The sequence below is a fragment of the Vibrio sp. VPAP30 genome, from assembly GCF_001188205.1.
GTDB classification, from domain to species: Bacteria; Pseudomonadota; Gammaproteobacteria; order Enterobacterales; family Vibrionaceae; genus Vibrio; species Vibrio bivalvicida.
In genome coordinates this window covers 118834-142394 of sequence record NZ_LBLS01000026.1, presented here as the reverse complement: position 1 = coordinate 142394, position 23561 = coordinate 118834, and the positions used below count along the sequence as shown (strand labels likewise).

The following is a 23561-nucleotide window of genomic DNA, read 5'->3' as shown; positions in this document are numbered from 1 at the left end:
AAGCAAAGAAGTATTGCTTGGTAACCACGATCTCAATTGGCTAGAGGAAAAATAAAATGAGTAGACAAACAATGTTTCCAGAAGGAAGTGTCAAATTCGGTATCACTCCAACTGGGTGGGTTAACGACGACTTCCCTGATATTGATATCGGTATTCCCTTTGGGCAGATCGTTAGTGAAATGGCACTTGCTGGATTCTGTGGCTGCAGTCGCGGACACAAATACCCTTCCGATCCTACGGTGTTGAAACGTGAGCTAGACATGCGCGGCCTTCAAATGTCCGAGCCTTGGGTCAGCACCTATTTCACCATCAAAGACATGCACCAAAAAACGGTCAGCAACTTTGAAGATGAAATCAAATTCATCCAAGCGATGAAGAGCGGCGATATGGTGTTGGCGGAGCTTGGGCACTCATCACACCAGCAGCCTATTGCACTGGTGCCTAACGCACCAGACTTCAACGAAGATCAGTGGAAGCAACTCGCAGACGGATTGAACGAACTCGGACACAAGGCCAATAAACAAGGTATCACCATGTGTTATCACCACCATATGGGCACGGGTGTAATGACTATGCCACAGATTGCGCGCTTGGCGGAGATGACCGACCCAAACCTAGTGAATCTGTGCTTAGATACCGGCCATTTGCATTTCGCGGGTGGAGACAACCTTGAATTCATCAAGCTTTATGGTGACCGAATTCGCCATATACATTTGAAAAATATCCGCCAAGACGTGATGGAATACTGCTTAGCCAACAAGTTGTCGTTCAAAGAATCGATACTTCAAGGCGTATTCACTGTGCCAGGCGATCCTGCGGGCTGCATAGATTTTGAAGCGATTTTCCAAGCGCTTGCAGACAAGAACTACGCTGGCTGGCTAATAGTAGAAGCCGAACAAGACCCCGCCAAAGCAACACCGCTTTTGTATGCACAAATGGCTCGTAAGTACCTGAAAGAGATTACCGGACAGTAATCTGACCTCGATATTATGGAGTGAAAACTATGTCACAGCAGACAGAGTTGTACTTTAGCTTTTTCATGTTCGATTCCAATTTTCCAATCGAAGATGAGACCTTCCTAGACCAAGCGATGATTCATATTCGCCACCTAGCCAATATGGGCTATACCGGATTTGAAATTCATCCAGGTCGAGAAGACGCTACCGTTTATGCTTTTCCAACCTATACCAAAGAACTGGCAGCTTACACCCGTTTTAAGCAGCGCTTAGATGATGAGGGGCTCGGTCATATCAAGTTCGCCACCAATGTGGGCGCCACCACTGATTGCGATCCTAGCTCGTCAGACCCAAACATTCGTCAGGCTGGTATCGAATATCTCAAATCTAGAATCGATATTACTGCAGCGATGGGGGGAGAGATCATGATGGGCCCGATGGTAATCCCTTATGGTGGCTTCGTGTACAATGCGCCTAATGGTGAGCCAGTGTGGAGTGATGACCTGCAAAATGCACTCGACCAGCGCTACTTAACTGCCCAACAAAGCTTTCATCAACTTGGCCAGTACGCAAAAGAAAGAGGAGTAAAACTTGCCATTGAACCCATTAGCCATTGGGAAACACCCGGACCAAATAAACTAACTCAGTTGATCAAGTTCTTAGACGGTATAGCTGACCCCACCGTTGGTGTCGTTATCGATAGCGCTCAAGAAGTCCTCGATGGTGATGGGCCAGAAGTATTTAAACAGCAAGTGCAGTATTTAGCTAATCAGCACAGGCTGCACTACGCACAAGCCTCACCACCCGACAGAGGTGACCTTCAGCACTGCTGGCTTCCTTGGGACGCTATGTTTACCCCGATTTTGGAACACTATCAGGGCCCCGTTTCTGTCGAGATTTTTAATGCTGTAGGTGCATTTGACCAAGGTTTACGCCTTACTCGGCGTAAGTTCTGGATACCAGAAGTCGATGAGCCCAACGCCTACCCAGATGCTTACTGTGTGGCACAAAAAGCATACGAAGTAACTGAATTCAATCTAGATCGAATTAAGCAAAAATCATAACTAAGTGACGATAACGTTTGAAAATGGCGGTGTGGCCTTAAACTAAGTTACGTTGCTTAAATACTGAATATGTAAAACTAAAAAAGCTCAGCGGATGCTGAGCTTTTTTGTCTGAGAGAACTACTGACGGCATTTCGAAGTGTCGAAATCGACCACTATTGCCGCGTTTTCAAAAGTGCCCGAGACTTTCAAATAGCCCCAATAGTTAGCTTGGCCCGCGATAGTAATACATTCACCATTGCCTTCATTGTCTGACCAGCCATGCAGGTTAGACCCTTCATCATTCGGCCAGCCAAAGTTACTGTATTCCAGCTTGAGATCACCTGTACCATTACCTGAAGTGATTGCCATAGACTGATGCTGGTTGACCCCCTCGATACTCAACCAAATCACTGACTGATTAGCGAGACATACAGGCTCACCAGCGACTAAACGTCCACCAGACACTTTGTTTTGGACTTCACAATCAGTGGGTAGAGACGGGTTGCCTCCTTGTTGTGATATAGCAATCGAAGTGGACGTCGTCCCTGTATTGCCATCGTTGTCGGTCACCGTTAAGCGGACCGCGAAACTACCCTCGCTACTGAACTGGTGCGACGGATTGGCCTCTGAACTTGTCGAGCCATCACCGAAGTCCCAGAGGTATTTTGTGATTTGACCGTCTTCGTCTGAGCTACCTGCACTACTGAATGATATGGATTCACCAACTTTACCCTCACTACTTGCGTTGATTACAGCGGTCGGTGATTCTGTACCACCACTGACCAATTGTTGTTGCCATTGTTCGAACTCAGGCTGATACTGAGTTGCCCACTGACTGATGATAACTTTATATTGCGACCAGTTTCCGCTGCGCGTTTCGACCAACATACGATTAACTTCATCCATATGACGCTCAAACATAAATCGCACTGCTAGATACCCCCAACGATAAATTCGATCTACGTCAAAGCCATCGTAAGTGGTTTCGAAGATTTCACTAAGGGTGTACGTAGAACCATCTTTAATTGTCTCTATTGCTTTAGGGTTGTTGTCTTCATTAGCAACATACTCGGCAACACCTTCACTCCACCACACAACCTTTTCAGTTGGATGACTAAAATCGCCATACATATCGAATCGGCCATCTAAATAATGGACATATTCGTGCTCAAGATTCCAAACGAAATGATCTGGGTTGGCATAAGATGCTTCATAGGCAATGAAATTGGGAATATTTCCCGGCTTAGACGGGTCACCTTCTAGATACATGCCACCATTATCGGTATTAATATCAAAGATTGGACCAGCATATTTTCCATAGTCATCGCTGCTATCAAAAATGTTCACTTGCAATTGGGTATTGTGGTCGTCAGCGACGGGTTGGTTGCCTGTTTCTAAACGCGTATGGAAATAGCCTTCTTCAAAACCCATTTTGTCACAAGCAGCTTGGTGTTGAGCCTGAGTCATATTTTGCGAGAGAATACGAACGGTTGGACTACAAGTGTAGTTTTGCGCCAAGACTTGTGATTTCAGTTGCTGCTCAAAATTACAGATACCAAATTGTGAACAATCAGAATGATAAGAGGCCGTATCAGCCGTTGCTAACCAAACTGTATCTCCATAGCCATACATCTCGTATTGACTGAAAACTTCAGTGACCTTAGCTTTCACCTTAGCTTCAATCGCCGTACCACTGTACTTAAGCAACCTTGCCATCTCACGTCCCGCATTAGCGGTCATAAACTCATCGGCTCGTGCAATGGAGTCTCGATTCAGTGCCATTTTCGCCAGTGCATCGACCAAAGCGGTCTGCGATCCAATCGCTTGAACATATTGGTCATTCCATTGGCCACCGAAAAGAACTGAGAAAACGCCATTGACTGCATCACGCATATACCAATGCTGTGCATAGTCTGCATTCCAGCGGTTCAACCATTGAGTGACCACGTCAAGGTAGGCATGCTCAAGACTTGCGCTGTCCATCGTAGTAATCACTTCACGTAATACTCTGCCGTGAGCATCACTACCTTCATAGAAGCTTGCATTGTTTACAAAGGCATCAACCGCATCTTTCACTGCTGGTGTGACTGAAGGTAGGAAGCTGACCTTGTCGTTATAAAATTCAGCGTAGTAACCTGCGCGCAGGAAGAGGAATAACGCCTCCAACTCATCACTCCCACCACCCTGATACGCTTTTGCAGCATTCACCGTATGTTTGGCGACATTGAACATGTTACTAGACTCAAACGCTGTCTCCTGAACACGGCTTTCGGCTGAAAAAAGCTTGTTTACGCAACTTGCTCCTTGCGTTGTAATCGCAGAAATAAGTGCCGTACTATTTGAGGTGGCAAATGTCTCTACATCACATGTTACCGCTGCTTCATCTTTAGCAGCAGAAAACATCTTAAAAGTTGGTTCTGGTTTTTGAATTAGCGTTTTTTTCGGTGCGTTGTCTGGTTCATGATCTTCAACACCATGATGTTCATGGTCGTGAAGAGTGCTTCGGTCGACAAATTGAGGTAGCGGCTCACTCACCGCATACACATTCACAGAAAATAAAACACCTGCCACTGCAATTGTTAGTTTATTAAGTTCCATCTTCGCCCTTCTACCTTTGAATATTTTATACAAACGGCATCACCGTTATCGGCTCTCGCATGTTGCGAAATCACTCACTAATCTAGACCCGAAACTTTTTACTTTGAAACAAATCATTAACAATCATTTTTTGAGTCTCACTTTGTAAGACGCTCAGATTCAGAATATAAGCTTGCCCGTTATTCAGCGGAAAAGGGGGAGGTACTGGTTTACAGCGTAGAGGAAAAAACTCACGAATTGGAGCGCATCACACGGATTGCCCATGCAAAAAATTGATTTATTTCCATCTAATTAATTGAACATAAAGAAAAAAGCGCCGAGTGACGCTTTTATGAAATGGATTCTGAATCGAAGTATGCTGACTAAAATGCTTTAGCCCAGCTATGTAAAGCATCTTTCATCTCTGCCCGGTCATGTTTCATTTGATGCATTTCCCCATCACTAATTGGAGAGTCGCGTAATTCAAGTGTTCGAATTTCTTTATCCAAAGAGTTGTAGTTTCTCATCATCCGAGCAAAGTCATCATTGGTTTCTACAAGCGCGAGAATGGCATCTCTGTATTGAGGAAATTCTTTAATTAGAGAGTGGTCTTCACCGAGCATATGTGGTCCTCCATGGCAAAAAATAACTGTACACTTTTCAACCATAGCAACGAATAACTCAATGAAGTGTGCGCTTGTGCACTTACTTAAAATAAACGTCCCTGCCTAATCCTTCATCTGTTTCTCTGTTATGAGCGTCCTGTCACTGTTAGCATTCGTTGCATCTAGAGTTTTTTAGCTCGATAGAGATTGTCAAAATTCGGTACGTGCTGCTCCCAAATGGGAGGGGTACCAATGTGTTGTTGTACCGCAGCAATAAACTCTCTTACCAGTGCAGTCTGTTTGCGATGTGGGTAGAGTGCATACAGTGCTAAGCCTTGATTGCATAGGGTGTAATCAGTAAGAAGTGGCTTAAGCCCTAACGCTTCGATAGAGCAATTTAGATTGGAAGAAGAGAGTGTTACATAGCCCAGCCCGTCTTGTACCGATGCAATCAATGTCGGGACATCATTCACTTTGAGCTTGCCTCTCATCTTGTAGTTGATGATATTACTGGAGTTTGGTTGCTCGCTAAGTCTCATTGTATCGACAGTCAAGGAGCGGTTGCTGTACACCACAGAAGGAAGCTTCACTAGCTCTTCAGGGGTTAACGGCTCTCCATACTTTTCGATAAAACTGTGTGAAGCAAGGACCACCGCCCTAATATCAGCAATCTTTTTCGCAATTAAGCTCGAATCATCTAAGCGCCCTAAACGAAAAGCGACGTCAAAGTGGTCAGAAATTATATCTGAACGTTTATCATCCAGTAGCAGTTCAATCTCAACATCTGGATACGCCTGCATAAACTGACTGATCACTGGGCGAAGATAGTTTTGACCCACATGGTACGGAGCAGTCACTCTAATTCGCCCTTTAGGCTGAGCATGATAAGAGTCAGCGATTGATTGAACGTGAGTCAAAGTCCCCACAAGGTTATGAGCTTGTTCGAGAATTTCTTCTCCTGCAGGCGTTAGTGAGAATGAGCGCGTCGAACGGTTAAGAAGCTGAACGCCTAAATCAGACTCTAGTTTTTTTATCTGTTTTGAGAGAGAGGAGTTGTCCATATCATGCAGAGCGGCTGCCTTAGTAAAAGAGCCTTGCTGGACGACATCGATAAATAGAGAGAGTTGATTCACTAACGCCATATTACAACCTTACTTTTGAGCTCGCTGCCATTGTACCAGCCACTTATCAAGATGGTTCGCAAACTGCTGGCGATCAGCCTGACTTAATGGCGCAGGCCCTCCTGTTTGGATACCGCTGCTACGCATGGTCTCCATAAAGTCACGAATATTCAAACGTGATTTGATGTTCTCTTTGGTAAACAGCTCACCGCGCGAGCTCAGTGCATGGCCGCCTTTGGTGATGATTTCGTCCGCAAGCGGAATATCACTGGTGATCACCAAGTCACCCGTTTGGCAACGTTTTACTATCTCATTATCTGCGACATCGAACCCCGCCTGAACTTGCAGCATGGTTACCTTTGGTGAGGCTGGCGTGCGGATAAACTGGTTAGCCACCAAGGTCACTTCGACCCCAGTTCGCTCAGAAGCGCGAAACAAGATGTCTCGTACAACCACAGGACAAGCGTCCGCATCTACCCAAATTTTCATTATTCATAATTCCTAAAAACGGTCTACTGACGCTATTAGACCGTAATTAATAAGGACTTAATAGCGTTATTTAAACTTAACCGCCGTTCCGCTAACACTCACCATCATCATGCTACCGCCGCTACCTATCACTTCGTAGTCGATATCAATACCGACAATACCGTCTGCACCCAACTCACTAGCTCTGGACTCCATCTCTTGGAAGGCGATTTCACGCGCGCGCCCCATCTCTCGCTCGTAGGCACCGGAACGACCGCCAACAACATCGCGAATGGCACCAAACATATCTTTGAAGATGTTGGCACCTAATATTGCCTCGCCAACAACAACACCCAGATAGTCTTGGACCGGGCGACCTTCTACTACTGAAGTCGTGGTTTTGATCATCATTCTTTCCTTATTAGTGTGTGGTATAGAAGGCCTTACAAGGTTAGCCTCGGCTTTATAAAGTCAATGAATGCCGAGATACGACGAGCCACCGTCGATGACTTGTAGTAAACCGCATTGACCAACTCTCGCTCTGTGTTGTGAAGTTTTTGATCCTCTAGTAAAGAGACGAGTCGACCTTCTTCAATATCTTTTTGAACCATAAAACCAGACAAGCAAGCCACACCATTTGCATTGAGGGCTAACTGACGTATGGTTTCACCATTTCCTGAAGTAATCAGTGGTTTCAAAGGTTGGAACCCTTTTAAAGGCCATTGGTTCAATACTTTTGGTGTAGTAAAACCAATCACTTGATGCTGAGACAATTCCAAAGCTGTTTTAGGTACACCATATTGGGCGAGATATTCTGGTGACGCCACAATGTAGAGTGGGCTTTTACCAAGCAGTCTTGCATGTAATGTGGAATCTTTTAGCTGTCCGATTCGAATTGCCACGTCCGTTCTTTTTTCTAACAGATCAACAAAGCCTTCATTAGAAGTCAGCTCCAACTCAATATCTGGAAAGGCTTGTTTGAACTCTTGAATGAGAGGAACCAACTGATGGAAAACGAACGGGCTTGCAGCATCTACACGAAGATGACCTTTGGGTAGCTCACCTCGCGTTACGATTTCTTCTTCAGCTTGTTTGATAATATCAAGTCCGCGTCGAACCGATTCGATAAACTGCTTCCCTTCAAAAGTGAGCTCAATACGTCGAGTCGTCCGGTTCAAAATAGAAACACCAAGCTGCTTTTCTACTTTGCTTACTGCTCGCGATACCCTAGCAACCTGAATATCAAGCACATCCGCGGCCGCAGAGAATCCACCGCTATCCACGACCGTAAGCAATATATCCAAATCATCTGAACGGGTCAGCATCCAATCTCTCCAACAATGCCATTACCTTCATTTATAGCAAAAGTAATTTGATAAAAGCACTATTTTTCGCAAATAACTTTTCTTTAATAATGCTCGCCATCTAATACACAACTAATGAGAACAACAATGCCAATCGCTCTATTCGCATTAACACTCAGTGCCTTTGCTATCGGCACAACTGAATTTGTCATCGTTGGGTTGATTCCAACCATGGCTGCCGATTTATCCGTTTCGCTCCCTTCCGCCGGACTCCTGGTGAGTTTATATGCTTTGGGCGTTGCGATCGGTGCGCCTGTATTAACCGCTTTAACTGGCAATTGGCCACGTAAAAAAGTGCTCCTGACCGTGGTGAGTTTGTTTGTCTTAGGTAACTTGTTAGCTTGGCAAGCTCCCGGCTATAACACGCTTGTTATGGCACGTATACTGACCGGCCTTGCCCATGGCGTATTTTTCTCAATTGGCTCCACCGTTGCGACAGGCTTAGTGTCGAAAGAAAAGGCAGCCAGCGCGATAGCGATAATGTTCACTGGTCTAACAGTTGCTTTGGTTACAGGTGTGCCGCTTGGCACATACATTGGGCAAACCTTTAGCTGGCAGGCGACATTTCTCATCGTAGCCTTGCTAGGATTGATTGCTCTTATTGGCAGTGCGGCCTTGATACCAAGTAATCTGAAGCAGCCACCAGCAACCAAGTTGTCTGCTCAACTTAAAGTGCTTACTCAACCGAGACTGCTACTCGTCTATGCGATCACGGCACTGGGATACGGCGGTACGTTTACCGCGTTTACTTTCTTAGCGCCAATTCTAGAAGAGGTGTCGGGGTTTAACTCAAGCGCAATCGGCCTAATCATGTTGGTGTATGGTGTATCAGTCGCCATTGGCAATATTTGGGGTGGAAAAATGGCCGACACCCTGGGACCGATTAAAGCCTTAACGGTTATCTTTGTCGGTCTCGCTCTGGTTCTATTGGTGTTTAACTTCACTGCATACAACTCAATCGCCGCAGTAATGACCATTCTCGTTTGGGGCGCCTTTGCTTTTGGCAATGTTCCCGGCTTACAAGTTTATGTGGTCAAGCTAGCGGAGAAATACGCACCTGATGCAGTCGATGTTGCCTCTGGTTTAAATATCGCCGCATTTAATGTAGGTATTGCGCTGGGCTCTTGGGGAGGTGGCATTATTGTTGAGCAAGCGGGATTAATGAACACACCTTGGGTTGGTGCAATGATCGTGTTGGGCGCCCTCGTCCTCACTCGCATAAGCGGAACACTGGATAAGCGTTCACTGAGGTTACAACAAGTATAATTAAACCAATACTCAGCCCATGCCATACGGGCTGAGTGTTATTTCACGCGCATAAGGCGATGCTTAACATCCTCTAACTCAAACTCTTCGACTTGCGAGCGTCGCATCTGATCTACTTGCTCTATCATTGCTGTGGAATAGCCTTTGCGTTTCATCCACTGCATTGGCTCAGAAAAGCTATCTTCGTTCACCACGTAAGACTAGCCTTTATGCACTCCTTGATACACACTGACAACCCAGACGCAAGATTGAAAATCTAATACTTCAAGCAGTTGTGACTTAACTCGTTTCAACAAATTCATAGCTAACTCATAAACAACCAAACACCAACACCCATCATTAGCGTTCCAGCAATACGATTAAGAAGTCGAACGTTTTGCGATTGTCCAAGTAGGCGTTTCAGCCCTTTCCCACCAGTTGCGTACAAGGTCATACAGATAAACTCGAATACCAAGATTATCGAGACCAACACGATAAGCTGAGGGGCTAAATCAGCACTCTGGTCGATGAACGGAGGAAGTAAAGAGATCATAAACGCCCAGCCCTTAGGGTTAGCGATCGCAGTGACAAAGCCTTGCACCACCAAATCCCAATCACTTGAAGGTTGCGGAGCTTGCTCATCTAGGTTAATGGCTAGACCACTATAGGAAGGATCGAGGGATTACTGCCGATAGAAGACCAGCTTTAGTTCATTGATTTCAAGTACAAAACTGCATAGATGTCGATTATGTATGCACTTGAAAACCCCTCATACCAGCATATGCACTTAGGCTCTCAAGTAATGAGAAAACTGCAATTATTAACAGACAGACCCACAACTGTTACAGAATGTAAATCAATCGTAATTCAATCAGCACGCACAGTTAAGACATTGTTAAACAACCCGAAATTCGAGTGATAAATGTCACATCTATTACTCTACTCAGTTATTTTGCTTTTTTATTTTTCGATCTGCCTGATAACCTCCAGCTCGCCTTGAAGTGAACTCAAGGTGCATAACTATAAGGAGTGTTCACTATGAATACCAAGAAACCAATGTCGCTAACCAGCCGCGTAATTCTAGGTATGGTTGCAGGTATCTTGACGGGATTTGCGATTCGCAGTCTCTTTGCTGACAACGGATTTGTCGATGCATACATTGTAAATGGATTATTTGAAGTCGGCGGCCAGATCTTCGTCGCTAGCTTGAAGATGCTTGTTGTCCCACTAGTTTTTGTATCACTAGTTTGCGGTACAAGCTCACTTAAAGACCTTTCTACACTAGGTCGTATGGGCGGTAAAACGCTCGCGTTCTATGTTGCAACCACAGCCGTTGCAATCACACTAGCCCTCACCATGGGTAATCTTTTCCAACCGGGTGCAGGCGCAGACTTAACTGCCGCTAGCTCGTTTAAATCAGCGGAAGCGCCGTCTCTTGGTCAGGTCATCATTGATATGTTCCCGACTAACCCGATCAGCGCGATGGCAGAAGGTAAAACGCTACAGGTTATCGTATTCGCAGTACTATTCGGTGTTGCAATCAGTGCCGCAGGCAAGCCAGGCGAACGTATTGCTGCATTCTTTACTGATCTAAATGAAGTGATCATGAAGCTCGTCGCTATTCTAATGAATCTAGCCCCTTACGGTGTGTTCTTCCTAATGGCGAAGCTATTCACTGGGTTAGGTTTAAGCGCGATCGTTAACCTTGCGGAATACTTCTTGGTACTTGCGGGAACTTTGGTACTTCACGGTTTGGTGACCTACAGTGTCATGCTAAAAGGCTTTACTGGTCTTAGCCCAATTACCTTCTTGAAGAAAATGGAAGATGCCGTCATGTTTGCCTTCTCAACCGCTTCTTCAAACGCAACGATTCCAGTAACCATGGAAACCGCTAAGAATCGCATGGGTGTCGAGAACCGCGTCTCCTCCTTCACAGTGCCATTGGGTGCCACAGTTAACATGGATGGTACTGCGATCATGCAAGGTGTTGCGACAGCCTTTATCGCACAAGCATTCAACATTGATCTTACCATGGGTGATTACCTGATGGTGATCATGACGGCCACTCTTGCATCTATTGGTACTGCAGGTGTCCCAGGTGTTGGTCTAGTCATGCTAGCAATGGTGCTTAACCAAGTTGGTCTACCACTTGAAGGGATCGCACTTATCATGGGTGTTGACCGCTTACTGGATATGATTCGTACTGCAGTAAACATCACAGGTGACAGCGCAGTTACTGTAATTGTGGCTAAGTCTGAAGGTGCGCTGGATGAGGCTCGATTTAACGACCCTATGGCGGGCGTAAAAGAAGAAGAAGTTCATCTGAAACATTCTCAAGCTTAACCGCACTTTCATTACTATAAACCCGAGAGATTTGTTTCTCGGGTTTTCTCTTTCTACTCAAACAGTTCTCCCCCCCCCTTCTGGATTCCTTCATTTCTTTGCGTATTCAAAGGCAAAAACTCTCAATTAATACCATAATTGATAAATGAATCAATTAAACTAATTGGGGAGTACGCTTCATGAAATCCAATCATTGGTTTATATCGCTAGTTGCCCTAATCACTAGTGTTTTGTGGTCGCTAACCACAGTAGCCTCCCCACCATTTGACGTGCCTCCTGGATTAGCGGTTGCCGCACAAGCCCAAGCCAAGCACGGTAACTCACTCCTTGAGACATCTGGTGTCGTTGGACACGGTCTTTCCATTAATGAAAATGGGCAGGGAATCATTGTTGTATTTACCGATAGTCCCAGCCCAAGAGGTACCCCTAAGTGGTTAGATGGCGTCGCAGTTAAAGAAATCTATACAGGAAAATTCTATTCCTTAGCTCCACCCACATGTGGAGGTCCGCCGTCGCAACGCCCACCTGAGTGTTTTTCAGACCCTGATCCTGATCCCGTCGACCCAACGGCACGTTTTGAACGACCGGTGCCTATTGGGGTCTCTACTGGCCATCCAGCCATTACTGCGGGCACCATAGGCGCTCGCGTCACAGACGGTACAAATGTTTTTGCACTAAGTAACAATCATGTGTTTGCTAACTCAAATGACACCAACATTCCTGAAAACATGCTCCAGCCAGGACCTTTTGATGGCGGCACAGAAGAAAATGATACTTTTGCCACATTGATAGATTACGAGCCGATATGGTTTGACGGCTCCAGTAACATCATGGATGCGGCTATCGCAATAACAAGCCCAGGAGAGTTAACCACTTCCACACCAGAAGATGGCTATGGTATTCCTAATAGCTCAGTAGCGACCGCTTTTGTTGGTTTAGCAGTTAAAAAGTATGGTCGGACTACGGGCTTTACCCAAGGGACTGTTGATGCTGTTAATGCGTCGGTTAATGTTTGTTATGAAGGCTCGTCGACCTGTACCAAATTGGCTCTGTTTGTTGGCCAAATTGTTGTTACCCCTGGGACATTTAGCGCAGGTGGTGACTCTGGTTCCTTGATCGTAACGAGTAGTGATGATCCTGTCGGATTGCTGTTTGCGGGTTCCTCCTCATACACTATTGCCTCACCTATTCAACCTGTATTGACTCGGTTTGGAGTAACGGTTGACTCAGCTCCACCACCTCCGGGCGGTGACTTTTCCTTAACGGCCTCAGGATACAAGGTGAAAGGGCTACACAAGGTGAACTTGGATTGGTCTGGTAGTGAAGCTGCAATCGTGGATATTTACCGAGATGATGCAATTATCGATACGGTTAGTAATTCTGGTTTCTATACCGATCATATTAATAGTAAAGGCGGAGCTAGCTATAGCCACAAGGTCTGTGAAACTGGCACCAGTACATGTTCAAATACCACATCGACTCATTTCTAATGACAGAAAGCCCAGCACTGGCTGGGCTTTAACTTCAACTGACATGTCTGAGCTAGAAAGGCTACAAAAGAAGTGGCAAAGTGAGTGGATGAAAATAGACGGAGTCACTGGTGTCGCTATTGGTCAAACTAATGGAGAAGCGTGCTTGGTGATATATAGCTCGCGGCCAGCTTATCTACTAGAAGAGATACCAGAAATTATCGAGGGTGTAACAGTCAAGATTATTGAATCAACCCAGTTCAACGCTCGCACACAACTATGAAAATCGACTCTGCCACCAAACCAACGAATCCCCAGAGTAATTTCTGGGGATTGAGTAGGCTTTGAATCGATCTTAGTTTGCTAGCTTTTCAATCACTCGCATTAACATCTTGATTCGTGGCTCAATCGACTCTAAAAGCAAGTACTCTTGGTCGCTATGAAAACCTGCTCCAATCGGGCCAAGGCCGTCTAATGTTGGGACACCCAGAATAGCCGCGTTGTTAGCATCAGAGCCGCCACCGACTTCTTTCCAGTTGATATCAATCGACAGCTCTTGCGCTGACTGCTCGACCAAAGTCATTAAAGACTCAGTCGCAGCACTTGGCACCATCGAAGGTTTATACGCTTCTCTATCTAGTTCAATCTTCACGCCATCGACAAACGGCGTTTTCACCAAACCATGAAGCTGCGTATCCACGTCATCGTATTCCACATTATTCCAGAAACGGACGTCAACAATCGCTTCCGCGTGCTCTGGTACAATGTTCGCGCCTGCGCCCCCAGAAACAATTCCAACATTGAGCGTCGTACCCGACTCATAGTTCGTCATACCATTGATGGCTAGGATCCAGTTAGCCATTTCAGTAACTGCACTGCGACCTTTCTCTGGCTCGTTACCTGCATGTGCAGCCACACCACTAAAACTAATCTTGTACCGCGCCATACCCTTACGGGCTTTGACTAAACCACCATCAGCACGCGCCGCTTCAGCTACCAAAACGTTTTTTGCCTGTTTGGCGACCGACTGAATCCACTCAACAGAGTCTAATGAGCCTGTCTCTTCGTCAGGGTTCATACAGATACAAATAGAAAGCTTATCTAGAACTGCTTTTTCAAGATTGCGCATTGCATAAACAATGTTAAGCAACCCAGACTTCATGTCTGAAACCCCAGGGCCATAGGCTTTCTTAGCATCCCATGTCATCGGTCTTAGTTCCGCTGTGCCAACTGGGAATACAGTGTCCATATGACCAATCAGCATCACGTCGATCTGCTCAGCTTGCGGCTGGTTGCGAATTTCTAGACCCACCCCTGCTTTACCACAATCAACACGCTTAATGCTCCAACCGGACAATGCTGTGAATTTAGTTTCAAATTGAGATGCCACAAACTCAATACCATTGATTGTGTAAGTACCGCAGTCAACATCAATTAATGTACGCAACTCTTCTAAATAGTCAGTTAAAGAAAATCTCATACTTACCCTCAGACAAATAGGTTCATGACTAGCATTGCACCGAATGCGTTTAGCACAGAGATCGCAATCATAACCGGGATATAACGACCCTCAGTTCCGATGGGGCCCATAATGCGCCCCATGTACTGCACCTGAGAGCCCATTAGGTATATCGCAGGGGCAAGAATTGCAATATGAGCGCCGTTAAGAATACCTTGATCAAATAGCGTGATGACCACACCCACAGCGCCACCCATCGACATCCACGCACCGATAAGTACTGCCGCCGCCTCTCCCGGCAGGCCAAATACCGCCATAATGGGTGAGAACACGGTCCCCATTAAATCAAGTGCACCTGTAATTTGCAGCGCTTTGATAATCACAAATGCCATCAAAACATTGGGAACCGTTGAGGTTGTCGCAATAACCCAGCCTTTTTTTGCACCTTCAACGAAGATATCTGTCACCATCGGCTTTTTCGCTTTGACTTCGCTCATTATGCTGTCTCCTGTTTTAGGTTTTGCGCATTGTCTTTATCTTGTTTGTCTTCTTTACCTTCCGTAATGTTTAGATAAATACGGAACAAGTTCGCACCGATAAACTTAAAGATAAACATAATGGCGACCGCCAAACCGATAGACGAAGTTACGGCGAGTGAGCCGTCTGTCATGGTGAGTGTGAAAAGTACCGCGCCCGATGAGAAGAAATTCACAATCGTAGCACCAGCGGTGAACTGGAACATGGTAAAGACATCGGTTTCACGCTTGGTCAAGCGGCCCTCATCTTTAAGCTGACGAGTCATGGCTGCACCCGCATCGGTACTTTGCAAAGAAGCGATTAATGCAAGACCTGAGCTGCCAGGAATGCCCATCAAAGGACGTAGTAGAGGAGATAGAAGTTTACGAGCAGCGTCCAGTGCGCCGTAATGTTCAAGTACGTTTATTACTCCAAGCGCAAACATGACGGTTGGAATCAAAGTCAAAGCAAAAATAAAGCCGTCACGAGCTCCGCTACCACCTTTACCACGCAACGAAGTGGTTGCTGCTGCAACGCCTTCCGCTGTCTCTTTAACATCGTAAGCCACTGAACCAAACGAGCCGTTCAGAGTGGTAAAGTCAAGTACACCATACCATTCGTTTGACTTCATCAAGCCAGAGAAAAACACTACTGCGAAGGCTAATGCGGCGTAACAACCCCATGTCACCTTACGCTCTTTTTGAGTTGGATTAGACATAAGTCACCTATGTATTCATATGTGGAACAGAACACATAAGATCTTGACTTAAAGTTACCCGCAGTATGATGATCCGTATCAAGTAGTAATTCGAACAAACTTTTAACTGTTGGTCACGATCATATTTTGTGATTACTCGCATAGATAGAAGATACAACCAACCAATAAAATCAACATTGCATATCATAAAGATTCATAATCTGTTAATTTATCCCTGACAATTCAAGCAGATCAAACCTACCTCACATACCGAAAATCAATTCGTCTTTAGAATGTATCCACAAAACATAAAACAACAATCAGCTTTCAAAGGAGTGAAAGTATGAAATTACAGTGGTCGATCTTTGTAACACTCTTTTTTCTGCCCTTTTCAGCATTCGCAGCACCATCTTCTGACCAAATTATTCCTCTTACCCAATCGACGATTGGTTATGCCGCGATAGTCATTTTCGCTATCGCCTATACCTTAGTCATGCTTGAAGAGTATCTACAGCTCAGAAAATCTAAGCCCGTATTACTCGCTGCAGGCGTGATTTGGGCGATGATCGGTTATGTCTACTCTCAACATGAGCAAATTGAGGTTGCCAAGGCCGCCCTTGAACACAATTTGTTAGAGTACGCAGAGCTATTGTTGTTCTTGCTCGTTGCCATGACCTACATTAGCGCGATGGAAGAACGTCGGCTGTTCGATGCTTTGCAAGCCTGGATGGTGGGCAAAGGATTTAACTTTAAAACCCTTTTCTGGCTAACCGGTATTTTAGCGTTTTTCATCTCCCCCATTGCCGATAACCTGACGACAGCGCTACTGATGTGTGCCGTGGTGATGAAAGTTGCAGGCGACAACACCAAATTTATTAACCTTGCTTGTATTAATATCGTTATCGCAGCCAACGCTGGTGGCGCATTCAGCCCATTTGGAGATATCACCACCCTAATGGTTTGGCAGGCAGGCCATGTCTCTTTTGCCGAATTTATGCCGCTGTTTGTTCCATCAGTGGTTAACTACGTTCTGCCGGCGATTATTATGTCGATGTTTGTACCGGATGCGAGTCCAAATGTTGTTCACCAACATGTTGAACTGAAGCGCGGCGCAAGACGTATTGTCGGGTTATTTATTCTTACTATTGCTACAGCGGTTGCCTTCCACGCTGTGCTTCACTTCCCTCCTGTGATCGGTATGATGATGGGGTTAGCCTATCTTCAATTCTTCGGTTTTTTCCTCCGCAGAACACTTAAAGCTTCGTTACACAAGAAGTCCCTGATTGCCATTGAAAACCGCGATGATAACGCGCTAAAACGTTTAGGTTCGGTGGTGCCATTTGATGTTTTTCGCCGTGTTTCACATGCCGAGTGGGACACGCTATTGTTCTTCTATGGCGTAGTAATGTGTGTCGGCGGTTTGAGTTTGCTCGGATACCTTGGAATGATTTCTGAAGTTATGTATACCCAATGGGATCCAGTATGGGCCAACATCATGGTGGGTATTCTTTCTGCGATTGTCGATAACATTCCTGTGATGTTTGCCGTACTTACCATGGAACCAACCATGAGTATGGGCAATTGGCTACTTGTCACTTTAACGGCAGGGGTTGGGGGTAGCTTACTGTCTATTGGTTCAGCCGCGGGGGTAGCACTGATGGGAGCTGCCCATGGTAAATACACCTTCTTCGGTCACTTAAAATGGATGCCCGTTATCTCAATAGGGTATGCCGCGAGTATCGCCGTCCATATGATGCTGAATGGTGGCCTATTCACCTAAATTAATTACGTGGCAACGGGACAAAATCTCGTTTTTGCCAAGTACTAGATAGCTGGTACTTGGCACAAATACTACAAGTAAGAAGTTCTTGCTGACCATGGATGCGCATCACAATGTCTTCGCGCTTTTCTTTAGAGCTATTGCGCATCTGAATAGTTAGGTAGTTATCTTCCACCTCAAAGGGCTTAGTATAATCGAGCCCTTCCTCCTTAATGATGGTGACTTTGGCGTCTTTAAATTCAAGCAAATCACCATTAAATTCATTTTCGAACACACCTGTAAAAGAGTAAGTTTCTTGATTCAGCATACGCTCGGTTTTTTCTTCCGAGCAGCCAAGCAGTACAGTAGACATTAAACTGCCAATCATTACTAATATTGCTTGCCGCTGCTTTGTCATCTAACTACCTCTTTTTTCAAGCTCCAAAAGCTTCGCTTTTATCTCAACGCCACCAGCATATCCTGTTAGCTTACCACTTTTTCCTATCACTCGATGACATGGAACAATTACCGATACAGGATTTTTACCATTTGCTAGTCCTACGGCTCTCACTGCTTTGGGATTACCAATCGCGTTGGCAAGATCCTGATAGCTGCACGTTTCACCAAAAGGAATTGTGGTGAGCACTTGCCAGACTTTCTGTTGAAATACTGTTCCCTTGGCTGAAATAGGAAGTTCAAACTCGGTACGAAATCCGGAAAAATATTCTTCTAACTGTTTGATTGTTTTAGTAAGTATAGGATCGTTTTCCTTATATGCACCTAAGTTGTTAGGTTGTGTAGTCTGAGTCTCAAACCAGGCTCCAAGCAATCCGTCATCATCAGCTTGTAATGTCATAATGCCAAGTGGTGATGTATAGGTCGTGTATCTTTTATTCATGCATGGCTCCAACAATGAAAGGTCGCGTAGCTTCCCCAAGGAGACACATTCGTCGTCGATAAATTGGGAAACTGCATAAGGGCTTTTTTAACCACAAGATCACCGTCTAAAAAACAATTGGGCTCTGAGGCACCTCGCAAACGGACGTAATTGACTGTCCAACTGCCAATGCCTTTTAGTTCTAGCCACTCTTCAAGCGGAGCTTGTCTGTGCGTAATCATAAACTGAGCAAAACGCGCTAAGGTCTCTTTACGACTTTTTGGCATACGCAGAAAACTCAGATCGGCACCTGCAACTTCCGAAGGAGTGGGGAAATGTGTGATTCCTTCAGGTTGCATGGTGCGGACGAGTAAGTTTAATTGACCAATCGCGGCTTTGATAGACACTTGTTGGCCTAAAACTGCCCTAACGCCTGCCTCCCAGGTACTCCAAACACCCGGAATCCGAATCCCAGAATGCGTGACCAGTTGCGGTTCGATCTGAGATAAGTGTTGCTCAATTTGTAAGATATCACTGTCTAAATCAAACATACGCCTTACCTGATTGACCAAGCTGCGTAGTAATGCCATATCATCCAACCTAAATTCCACTCGCATAACACCAGCTTTGGGATTTGATATAGAAAACCATCCGGAGTGATCATCAAACTCGAAGTGTCTTTGGTAACTATCATCCGTCACTATTTCTAATCCATCAATCGCTCTTAGTCGGTAGAAATCTAACATGTGCTGCCAATCTAGCGGGCCACGAAATGCAAGGTCGATATGATTTGATTCAATTCGCACTGCGGAGTTTTTCCTTATCTGAGAAGGTGGCATTTTCATTACCTGTTTAAAGGCATCATTAAAGCGGCGAACACTATTGAAACCGCTTGCCAAAGCGACATCAGTAATCGACAAACGGCTAGTATGTAGCAGTTGTTTAGCAAACATCAGCTGGTAATAAAGCGAATATTGTTTGGGAGACATACCAAGATACTGATTAAACAATTTGCGCAAATAGCGATCACTAATGCCAAGTCTCTCCGAGAGTTCAACTAAAGAGGAATGGTGCAAAGCCCCTTGTTCAATAAGCTTTACAGCACGCTGAAAAGTCACTTCGACCCCTTTCCACGCCCAAGAGCTTGGCGCACTATCGGGCCTACAGCGCAAGCAAGGACGATAACCAGCTTGCAACGCTTGTGCCTTGTCGAAGTAATATTCAACGTTTTCTTCCTTTGGCAGATTGGCCGGGCAAATAGGTCGACAGAAAATCCCCGTCGTCTTAACTGCCACATAAAAACGCCCATCAAATCGGCTATCACGCGCGATTCTGGCATTGTGACAATCTTTTTGTGTCAAGATAGCAAAGCCACTTTCCATGCGGTTTTCCAATATTGTTCAAACTGTTATCTACAGTCTAATTCGTGACACAACAATTACTAGCCATTTTCGGAACTCAATCGAATTTGCCAACTGTTTTTCTTCTTCTAAAGTTATTTATGCAGACCCAAAAAATAATAAGGAAGTTGGCTATGAACCTGCACTCTTGCACCATTGTACTCAATGATGAGCTCACCATGACGTGTGACAATGTGGAACAAACATTAGGTCTCATTGATCATCACGGCCCCACCAACATACAACGCATCTTGATCGATGCTCATGATGGACGGTCCATCCAGAGCTATCATGAACTCAGTATTGAAGAATCCATAGAAAGTTTAATGAGTCTTTGAGAAAGGCCTAGAGGCGATCGCTGTCACCCAAATAAAGTGTCAAAGCTACGTTGGGTTACGTGATTACATGGTATCAATCGATTTGGAGTGGTCGAAATATTAACGCCTCGACACAATCGAGGCGTGCTACATAAAAACTGATTAGCTATTCATTCTCTACAGGACACTCAGCCATCTGTTGAAGACTGAATGCAGTTACGGGGTCGATGGTTTTGACTAGCTCTTCGACTTGCTCGATCGCTTCTATCGAAGTGCTCGCTTTACGGTAGCTCAAATAAATTGGACGCTGCCAACCTTCCACACCGTCAACCTTAAATAACTGACTGGTAGCAAGAAAAGGTTCCACCAAAGACACCGGTAAATATGCACTACCACCTTTTTCTAGAATAAAGTCCAAAGCAATACGAGCAGTTGATGTTCTTAGGTAAGGCGCTGATATCTTGGGATGACGCTCAACGTACTCCGAAGCAAATTTAGTGCCCCAATCCACATAGACATATTTGTCTTGGAATACGGTATCAAGTCCGTGTTGTTGGGTAGAGACCAAAATTAACATCACGTCGGCCACTTTCTTACAGGTAAGCTCGTCCGCTTTGATTTGATCAAAAGCAAACGCCATATCAAGGGTACGCTCTTGCAAGCTACGGGATAACACTTCGCGCCCCATGATTTCAGCCATAAAACCATAGCCGTCGAATTCATCTGTCACCAAGCTTAAACAGTTTTGCAAGTATGCATCCCAAACACTAGGCGTACCGCCAAGTGTCAATTGCAACGCCTTACCGCTTTCCAACGACAATTCCAGTTTCGCTTGCTGTAAGGTGCTCACCATGACGTCTGCGTAACCAATGAGTCGCTCACCTGCCGAGGTGAGCTTGATGTTATTGCGGTCACGAATAAACAGTTGTGTGTCAAAGTAGCTCTCTAGCTGCTTGATCCGTGCACTCACTGCTGCTTGGGTGATATATAAATTTTCTGCCGCTTTGCCAAAGTGCCGAACTTGAGCCAGTTCTAAAAACGTTCTAAAGACTTTTACGTCCATTGGATTTCCTCTACCGACAATCTTGGAAGTTTAGAAAGAACAATAAATATTAATCATCTTCAAGTCACGAAACTGTTATCTAGATTTCATAAAACTATTCGATAGTTACGATAGAAATGTTTTGTTTTTCTTTTATGAATTTTGCGCCTACTTTTCGCTTTAGTTCACCCATGTAGGTTTTTATAGAGGCTACCAAAATGTCTGACACTCAATTTCGTCATGGCAAAAAACGTTTTTACGACAACGCTAAGTTTCCACGCGGTTTTGCTAAGTCTGGTGATTTTACGATCGGCGAAGAAGATATCTTAACCCTTTATGGGGATACCATGCTTGGTTTGGAGTCTGGCGCTCTTCAACCCGAGAATGCAGAAGAAAAACACTTCGTCAAAGTCTTGATTAACCCAGGTAAAGCCAAATCTAAGTTAGAACGCGTGTGGCTGAAATACGTTCAACTGGCTCGTGGCCGAAAACGCTTCCACACACTTAATGGTCGCAACAGAATTGATACCAATAGCATTGAGGACTATTCAGATGAAGTTAGCTTAGCTGAAGAAAGCTAACCCCATTAATCATAAGTACAGGTAATTGCTCGAGTTGACTCGATAGCCGTTGTCAAACAGAAAAGCCCTGAGCGTTTCGCTTTCTGGGCTTTTCTTATTTAGCTAGCATGGCGACCTTTTTCAGAAAACTATCTCGAAGGTGTTCTTGGTCGTACTCCAAATGATAGGTATTGTGGAAACCAATTTTAAGTTCCACACCGTTACCTCGCATATAAACGTTATAACCATCGTAATCAGAGAAAGCTTCTACCCCTTCATAGATCTTACCATGTTCTGTTGGGGAACCATTCTCCATAACGGTTTCATAAGCTTGTAAAACTTTGGTTGGGTCGAGTTCATTTTTCATACGCTAACCTCCTGTTACCATCCAAACAAGGATCGTGACGTTTAGATGGGCACCGACTTCACTCTTAGAAGTATGAGCAAACTTGGAGGTTTTCGCCAACTAAACCCTTGAGATAAATCAAACTCTAAGCGTTTGTATTCTCGCGTACCAATTCGGCTAAAGTTCGAAGACGTTGCTCACTATTTCTAACGTATGGGTTGTCTTGATCCCAGGCGTATCCCGCTAAGATAGAACTGATCATCTGTTTAATGCGTGGGGTCGGGCTCTGATAGAAAATAACATCCTGTAAATCGCCGTTATACCAACCTTCTACATAGGTACGAAAAGTGTTGACACCAACCATCAGTGGCTCAGCGTATTGTTTGTCCCAGTCAACCTCTTCGCCGCTAAGCTGTTTAACAACGCACTCGGTAGCATACTGAGCTGATTTCATCGCAATGGTTACGCCAGAAGAAAACACCGGATCCAAGAATTCACCAGCATTGCCCAACAACGCGTAGTGCTGAGTGGCAAGCTGCTTTACATTTGCCGAATAACCGCCCAACTCCCCAGCAGGGTTAGGGTACTCGGCATTTACCAGTAGCTTAGCTAGGCCTGCTTCTTCACTAGCAAGCTGTTTGATCGCTGCAATCTTATCCTCAGGGTAACGTTCGAAGAACTCTGGTTCTCCCACCACACCAAAAGAACACACGCCATTTGAAAATGGAATCAACCAATACCAAACATCATGATTGTCTGGGTGAACAGAAATTAGAATCTTGTTGCGATCATATTCGATATCTTGCGAGTCTATATTATCAACTATATGGGTGAAGATAGCATTGCGCGGAGGTAAGCAAGAAGGTTGTTCTAGATCCAGCATTTTCGGCAACACTCGACCAAATCCGCTCGCATCTAGTATATAGTCCGCCTCAATCTGGTAACTATCATCGGCTTGATCTTTGACTGTCAATAAAGAGCGTTTGCCAACAAATTTCAACTCGGCTAGCTCATGCTGATAACGAATCTCCACGCCTTGTTGTTGCGCACTATCAGCCAGTACCTTATCAAAGTTGCCACGTTGTACCTGGAACGTCGTTCCAGGCCCTGCGCTAAACTTATCGGTAAACTCAAACTCGGTATATACCCCATTACACCGAAACGCTGCGCCATCTTTGTACTGAAAGCCATAGTGATTAACTGCATCAAGCATACCCGCTTGCTCAATTATCTCCATACAAGCAGGAAGTAAACTCTCACCGATTGAGAAGCGCGGGAATCGCGCCTTCTCGATAACGATCACCTCAATACCTTGCGCATGAAGCAATGCAGAAGCCGTAGAACCCGATGGCCCGGCCCCGACAATGACAACTTGAGTTGACTCTTTAATCATA

The 23561-nt window shown here is 45.1% G+C and carries 24 protein-coding genes and 2 pseudogenes; 9 read left to right on the top strand and 17 right to left on the bottom strand.

Annotated features, from left to right (window positions below):
* The first annotated feature begins 56 nt into the window (after positions 1 to 56).
* A complete protein-coding gene (gene iolE, locus ZX61_RS11160) occupies positions 57 to 974 on the top strand; it encodes a myo-inosose-2 dehydratase (protein WP_049844703.1) in 918 nt (305 codons plus the stop codon).
* A 29-nt stretch (positions 975 to 1003) separates the two neighbouring features.
* Positions 1004 to 2020 carry a sugar phosphate isomerase/epimerase family protein gene (locus ZX61_RS11155; RefSeq protein ID WP_049844702.1) on the top strand — a complete coding sequence of 339 codons (1017 nt, stop codon included), beginning with the start codon at positions 1004 to 1006 and terminating at the stop codon, positions 2018 to 2020.
* Positions 2021 to 2140: 120 nt separating this feature from the next.
* On the opposite strand, the gene ZX61_RS11150 is transcribed toward ZX61_RS11155, so the two are convergent.
* The 6 genes from ZX61_RS11150 to ZX61_RS11125 form a co-directional block, all read right to left on the bottom strand.
* Positions 2141 to 4600, bottom strand: coding sequence for a collagenase (locus ZX61_RS11150; RefSeq protein WP_049844701.1), 2460 nt, complete (start codon positions 4598 to 4600; stop codon positions 2141 to 2143).
* Between the two features lie 362 nt (positions 4601 to 4962).
* Positions 4963 to 5202, bottom strand: a complete 240-nt coding sequence (locus ZX61_RS11145) for a YdcH family protein (RefSeq protein WP_049844700.1) — start codon at positions 5200 to 5202, stop codon at positions 4963 to 4965.
* A gap of 164 nt (positions 5203 to 5366) precedes the next feature.
* Positions 5367 to 6326 (bottom strand): LysR family transcriptional regulator, encoded by a 960-nt coding sequence (locus tag ZX61_RS11140; RefSeq protein ID WP_049844699.1) that lies wholly within the window; start codon positions 6324 to 6326, stop codon positions 5367 to 5369.
* A gap of 9 nt (positions 6327 to 6335) precedes the next feature.
* Positions 6336 to 6794 (bottom strand): YaiI/YqxD family protein, encoded by a 459-nt coding sequence (locus ZX61_RS11135; RefSeq protein ID WP_049844698.1) that lies wholly within the window; start codon positions 6792 to 6794, stop codon positions 6336 to 6338.
* A 66-nt stretch (positions 6795 to 6860) separates the two neighbouring features.
* Positions 6861 to 7181, bottom strand: coding sequence for a heavy metal-binding domain-containing protein (locus ZX61_RS11130; RefSeq protein ID WP_049844697.1), 321 nt, complete (start codon positions 7179 to 7181; stop codon positions 6861 to 6863).
* Positions 7182 to 7216: 35 nt separating this feature from the next.
* Complete coding sequence (locus tag ZX61_RS11125; RefSeq protein ID WP_049844696.1) at positions 7217 to 8098, bottom strand: LysR family transcriptional regulator; 882 nt, start codon at positions 8096 to 8098, stop codon at positions 7217 to 7219.
* A gap of 126 nt (positions 8099 to 8224) precedes the next feature.
* Between ZX61_RS11125 and ZX61_RS11120 the strand changes: the two genes are divergently transcribed.
* On the top strand, positions 8225 to 9403 hold the full coding sequence (locus ZX61_RS11120; protein WP_049844695.1) for an MFS transporter: 1179 nt from the start codon (positions 8225 to 8227) through the stop codon (positions 9401 to 9403).
* A 38-nt stretch (positions 9404 to 9441) separates the two neighbouring features.
* Here the strand turns inward: ZX61_RS11120 and ZX61_RS11115 are convergent.
* A pseudogene (locus ZX61_RS11115) lies at positions 9442 to 9705 on the bottom strand (hypothetical protein).
* Positions 9706 to 9707: 2 nt separating this feature from the next.
* A pseudogene (locus ZX61_RS11110) lies at positions 9708 to 10040 on the bottom strand (LysE family translocator); the annotation flags it as partial.
* A 380-nt stretch (positions 10041 to 10420) separates the two neighbouring features.
* On the opposite strand from ZX61_RS11110, the gene ZX61_RS11105 reads away from it, so the two are divergent.
* From ZX61_RS11105 to ZX61_RS11095, 3 genes are all read left to right on the top strand, one after another.
* The gene (locus tag ZX61_RS11105) at positions 10421 to 11725 is read left to right on the top strand and encodes a dicarboxylate/amino acid:cation symporter (protein ID WP_049844694.1); all 1305 of its coding nucleotides are present in this window, start codon (positions 10421 to 10423) and stop codon (positions 11723 to 11725) included.
* Positions 11726 to 11904: 179 nt separating this feature from the next.
* Complete coding sequence (locus tag ZX61_RS11100) at positions 11905 to 13215, top strand: hypothetical protein (RefSeq protein WP_049844693.1); 1311 nt, start codon at positions 11905 to 11907, stop codon at positions 13213 to 13215.
* 88 nt (positions 13216 to 13303) lie between these two features.
* The gene (locus ZX61_RS11095) at positions 13304 to 13477 is read left to right on the top strand and encodes a hypothetical protein (protein ID WP_235431329.1); all 174 of its coding nucleotides are present in this window, start codon (positions 13304 to 13306) and stop codon (positions 13475 to 13477) included.
* 72 nt (positions 13478 to 13549) lie between these two features.
* On the opposite strand, the gene ZX61_RS11090 is transcribed toward ZX61_RS11095, so the two are convergent.
* From ZX61_RS11090 to ZX61_RS11080, 3 genes are read right to left on the bottom strand one after another with little or no spacing between them, the layout of a single operon-like run.
* Positions 13550 to 14674 carry a M20 family metallopeptidase gene (locus ZX61_RS11090; RefSeq protein ID WP_049844691.1) on the bottom strand — a complete coding sequence of 375 codons (1125 nt, stop codon included), beginning with the start codon at positions 14672 to 14674 and terminating at the stop codon, positions 13550 to 13552.
* An 8-nt stretch (positions 14675 to 14682) separates the two neighbouring features.
* A complete protein-coding gene (locus ZX61_RS11085; RefSeq protein WP_049844690.1) occupies positions 14683 to 15150 on the bottom strand; it encodes a YjiG family protein in 468 nt (155 codons plus the stop codon).
* Positions 15150 to 15887 (bottom strand): nucleoside recognition domain-containing protein, encoded by a 738-nt coding sequence (locus ZX61_RS11080; RefSeq protein ID WP_049844689.1) that lies wholly within the window; start codon positions 15885 to 15887, stop codon positions 15150 to 15152. Before ZX61_RS11080 ends, ZX61_RS11085 begins: the two co-directional genes overlap by 1 nt.
* A 322-nt stretch (positions 15888 to 16209) precedes the next feature.
* Here ZX61_RS11080 and nhaD point away from each other — a divergent pair, with 322 nt between their 5' ends.
* Positions 16210 to 17646 carry a sodium:proton antiporter NhaD gene (nhaD, locus tag ZX61_RS11075; RefSeq protein WP_049844688.1) on the top strand — a complete coding sequence of 479 codons (1437 nt, stop codon included), beginning with the start codon at positions 16210 to 16212 and terminating at the stop codon, positions 17644 to 17646.
* A gap of 1 nt (position 17647) precedes the next feature.
* Here the strand turns inward: nhaD and ZX61_RS11070 are convergent, their stop codons facing one another.
* The 3 genes from ZX61_RS11070 to ZX61_RS11060 are packed head-to-tail and all read right to left on the bottom strand — an operon-like array spanning position 17648 to position 19884.
* Positions 17648 to 18043, bottom strand: coding sequence for a hypothetical protein (locus ZX61_RS11070; RefSeq protein WP_049844687.1), 396 nt, complete (start codon positions 18041 to 18043; stop codon positions 17648 to 17650).
* A complete protein-coding gene (locus ZX61_RS11065) occupies positions 18044 to 18523 on the bottom strand; it encodes a methylated-DNA--[protein]-cysteine S-methyltransferase (RefSeq protein ID WP_049844686.1) in 480 nt (159 codons plus the stop codon).
* Complete coding sequence (locus ZX61_RS11060; RefSeq protein WP_049844685.1) at positions 18520 to 19884, bottom strand: DNA-3-methyladenine glycosylase 2 family protein; 1365 nt, start codon at positions 19882 to 19884, stop codon at positions 18520 to 18522. The genes ZX61_RS11065 and ZX61_RS11060 overlap by 4 nt, the downstream gene beginning before the upstream one ends.
* 152 nt (positions 19885 to 20036) lie before the next feature.
* Here ZX61_RS11060 and ZX61_RS11055 point away from each other — a divergent pair, with 152 nt between their 5' ends.
* On the top strand, positions 20037 to 20240 hold the full coding sequence (locus ZX61_RS11055) for a hypothetical protein (protein ID WP_049844684.1): 204 nt from the start codon (positions 20037 to 20039) through the stop codon (positions 20238 to 20240).
* Between the two features lie 145 nt (positions 20241 to 20385).
* Here the strand turns inward: ZX61_RS11055 and ZX61_RS11050 are convergent, their stop codons facing one another.
* Positions 20386 to 21282, bottom strand: a complete 897-nt coding sequence (locus ZX61_RS11050) for a LysR family transcriptional regulator (protein ID WP_049844683.1) — start codon at positions 21280 to 21282, stop codon at positions 20386 to 20388.
* A gap of 197 nt (positions 21283 to 21479) precedes the next feature.
* On the opposite strand from ZX61_RS11050, the gene ZX61_RS11045 reads away from it, so the two are divergent.
* A complete protein-coding gene (locus tag ZX61_RS11045) occupies positions 21480 to 21842 on the top strand; it encodes a DUF413 domain-containing protein (protein ID WP_049844682.1) in 363 nt (120 codons plus the stop codon).
* A 94-nt stretch (positions 21843 to 21936) separates the two neighbouring features.
* Here the strand turns inward: ZX61_RS11045 and ZX61_RS11040 are convergent, their stop codons facing one another.
* Together ZX61_RS11040 and ZX61_RS11035 are read right to left on the bottom strand one after the other, a co-directional pair.
* Positions 21937 to 22188 (bottom strand): DUF3081 domain-containing protein, encoded by a 252-nt coding sequence (locus ZX61_RS11040; protein ID WP_049844681.1) that lies wholly within the window; start codon positions 22186 to 22188, stop codon positions 21937 to 21939.
* A gap of 124 nt (positions 22189 to 22312) precedes the next feature.
* The gene (locus tag ZX61_RS11035) at positions 22313 to 23560 is read right to left on the bottom strand and encodes an NAD(P)/FAD-dependent oxidoreductase (protein WP_049844680.1); all 1248 of its coding nucleotides are present in this window, start codon (positions 23558 to 23560) and stop codon (positions 22313 to 22315) included.
* Between the last annotated feature and the right edge of the window lies 1 nt (position 23561).

Coding starts and splice junctions, on each gene's coding strand:
- nhaD (WP_049844688.1), top strand. CDS start 16,210: ATGAAATTACAGTGGTCGATCTTTGTAACACTCTTTTTTCTGCCCTTT.
- ZX61_RS11130 (WP_049844697.1), bottom strand. CDS start 7,181: ATGATCAAAACCACGACTTCAGTAGTAGAAGGTCGCCCGGTCCAAGAC.
- ZX61_RS11120 (WP_049844695.1), top strand. CDS start 8,225: ATGCCAATCGCTCTATTCGCATTAACACTCAGTGCCTTTGCTATCGGC.
- ZX61_RS11040 (WP_049844681.1), bottom strand. CDS start 22,188: ATGAAAAATGAACTCGACCCAACCAAAGTTTTACAAGCTTATGAAACC.
- ZX61_RS11070 (WP_049844687.1), bottom strand. CDS start 18,043: ATGACAAAGCAGCGGCAAGCAATATTAGTAATGATTGGCAGTTTAATG.
- ZX61_RS11155 (WP_049844702.1), top strand. CDS start 1,004: ATGTCACAGCAGACAGAGTTGTACTTTAGCTTTTTCATGTTCGATTCC.
- ZX61_RS11050 (WP_049844683.1), bottom strand. CDS start 21,282: ATGGACGTAAAAGTCTTTAGAACGTTTTTAGAACTGGCTCAAGTTCGG.
- ZX61_RS11060 (WP_049844685.1), bottom strand. CDS start 19,884: ATGGAAAGTGGCTTTGCTATCTTGACACAAAAAGATTGTCACAATGCC.
- ZX61_RS11135 (WP_049844698.1), bottom strand. CDS start 6,794: ATGAAAATTTGGGTAGATGCGGACGCTTGTCCTGTGGTTGTACGAGAC.
- ZX61_RS11095 (WP_235431329.1), top strand. CDS start 13,304: ATGAAAATAGACGGAGTCACTGGTGTCGCTATTGGTCAAACTAATGGA.
- ZX61_RS11140 (WP_049844699.1), bottom strand. CDS start 6,326: ATGGCGTTAGTGAATCAACTCTCTCTATTTATCGATGTCGTCCAGCAA.
- ZX61_RS11125 (WP_049844696.1), bottom strand. CDS start 8,098: ATGCTGACCCGTTCAGATGATTTGGATATATTGCTTACGGTCGTGGAT.
- ZX61_RS11065 (WP_049844686.1), bottom strand. CDS start 18,523: ATGAATAAAAGATACACGACCTATACATCACCACTTGGCATTATGACA.
- ZX61_RS11055 (WP_049844684.1), top strand. CDS start 20,037: ATGAACCTGCACTCTTGCACCATTGTACTCAATGATGAGCTCACCATG.
- ZX61_RS11035 (WP_049844680.1), bottom strand. CDS start 23,560: ATGATTAAAGAGTCAACTCAAGTTGTCATTGTCGGGGCCGGGCCATCG.
- ZX61_RS11045 (WP_049844682.1), top strand. CDS start 21,480: ATGTCTGACACTCAATTTCGTCATGGCAAAAAACGTTTTTACGACAAC.
- ZX61_RS11090 (WP_049844691.1), bottom strand. CDS start 14,674: ATGAGATTTTCTTTAACTGACTATTTAGAAGAGTTGCGTACATTAATT.
- ZX61_RS11145 (WP_049844700.1), bottom strand. CDS start 5,202: ATGCTCGGTGAAGACCACTCTCTAATTAAAGAATTTCCTCAATACAGA.
- ZX61_RS11080 (WP_049844689.1), bottom strand. CDS start 15,887: ATGTCTAATCCAACTCAAAAAGAGCGTAAGGTGACATGGGGTTGTTAC.
- iolE (WP_049844703.1), top strand. CDS start 57: ATGAGTAGACAAACAATGTTTCCAGAAGGAAGTGTCAAATTCGGTATC.
- ZX61_RS11150 (WP_049844701.1), bottom strand. CDS start 4,600: ATGGAACTTAATAAACTAACAATTGCAGTGGCAGGTGTTTTATTTTCT.
- ZX61_RS11100 (WP_049844693.1), top strand. CDS start 11,905: ATGAAATCCAATCATTGGTTTATATCGCTAGTTGCCCTAATCACTAGT.
- ZX61_RS11085 (WP_049844690.1), bottom strand. CDS start 15,150: ATGAGCGAAGTCAAAGCGAAAAAGCCGATGGTGACAGATATCTTCGTT.
- ZX61_RS11105 (WP_049844694.1), top strand. CDS start 10,421: ATGAATACCAAGAAACCAATGTCGCTAACCAGCCGCGTAATTCTAGGT.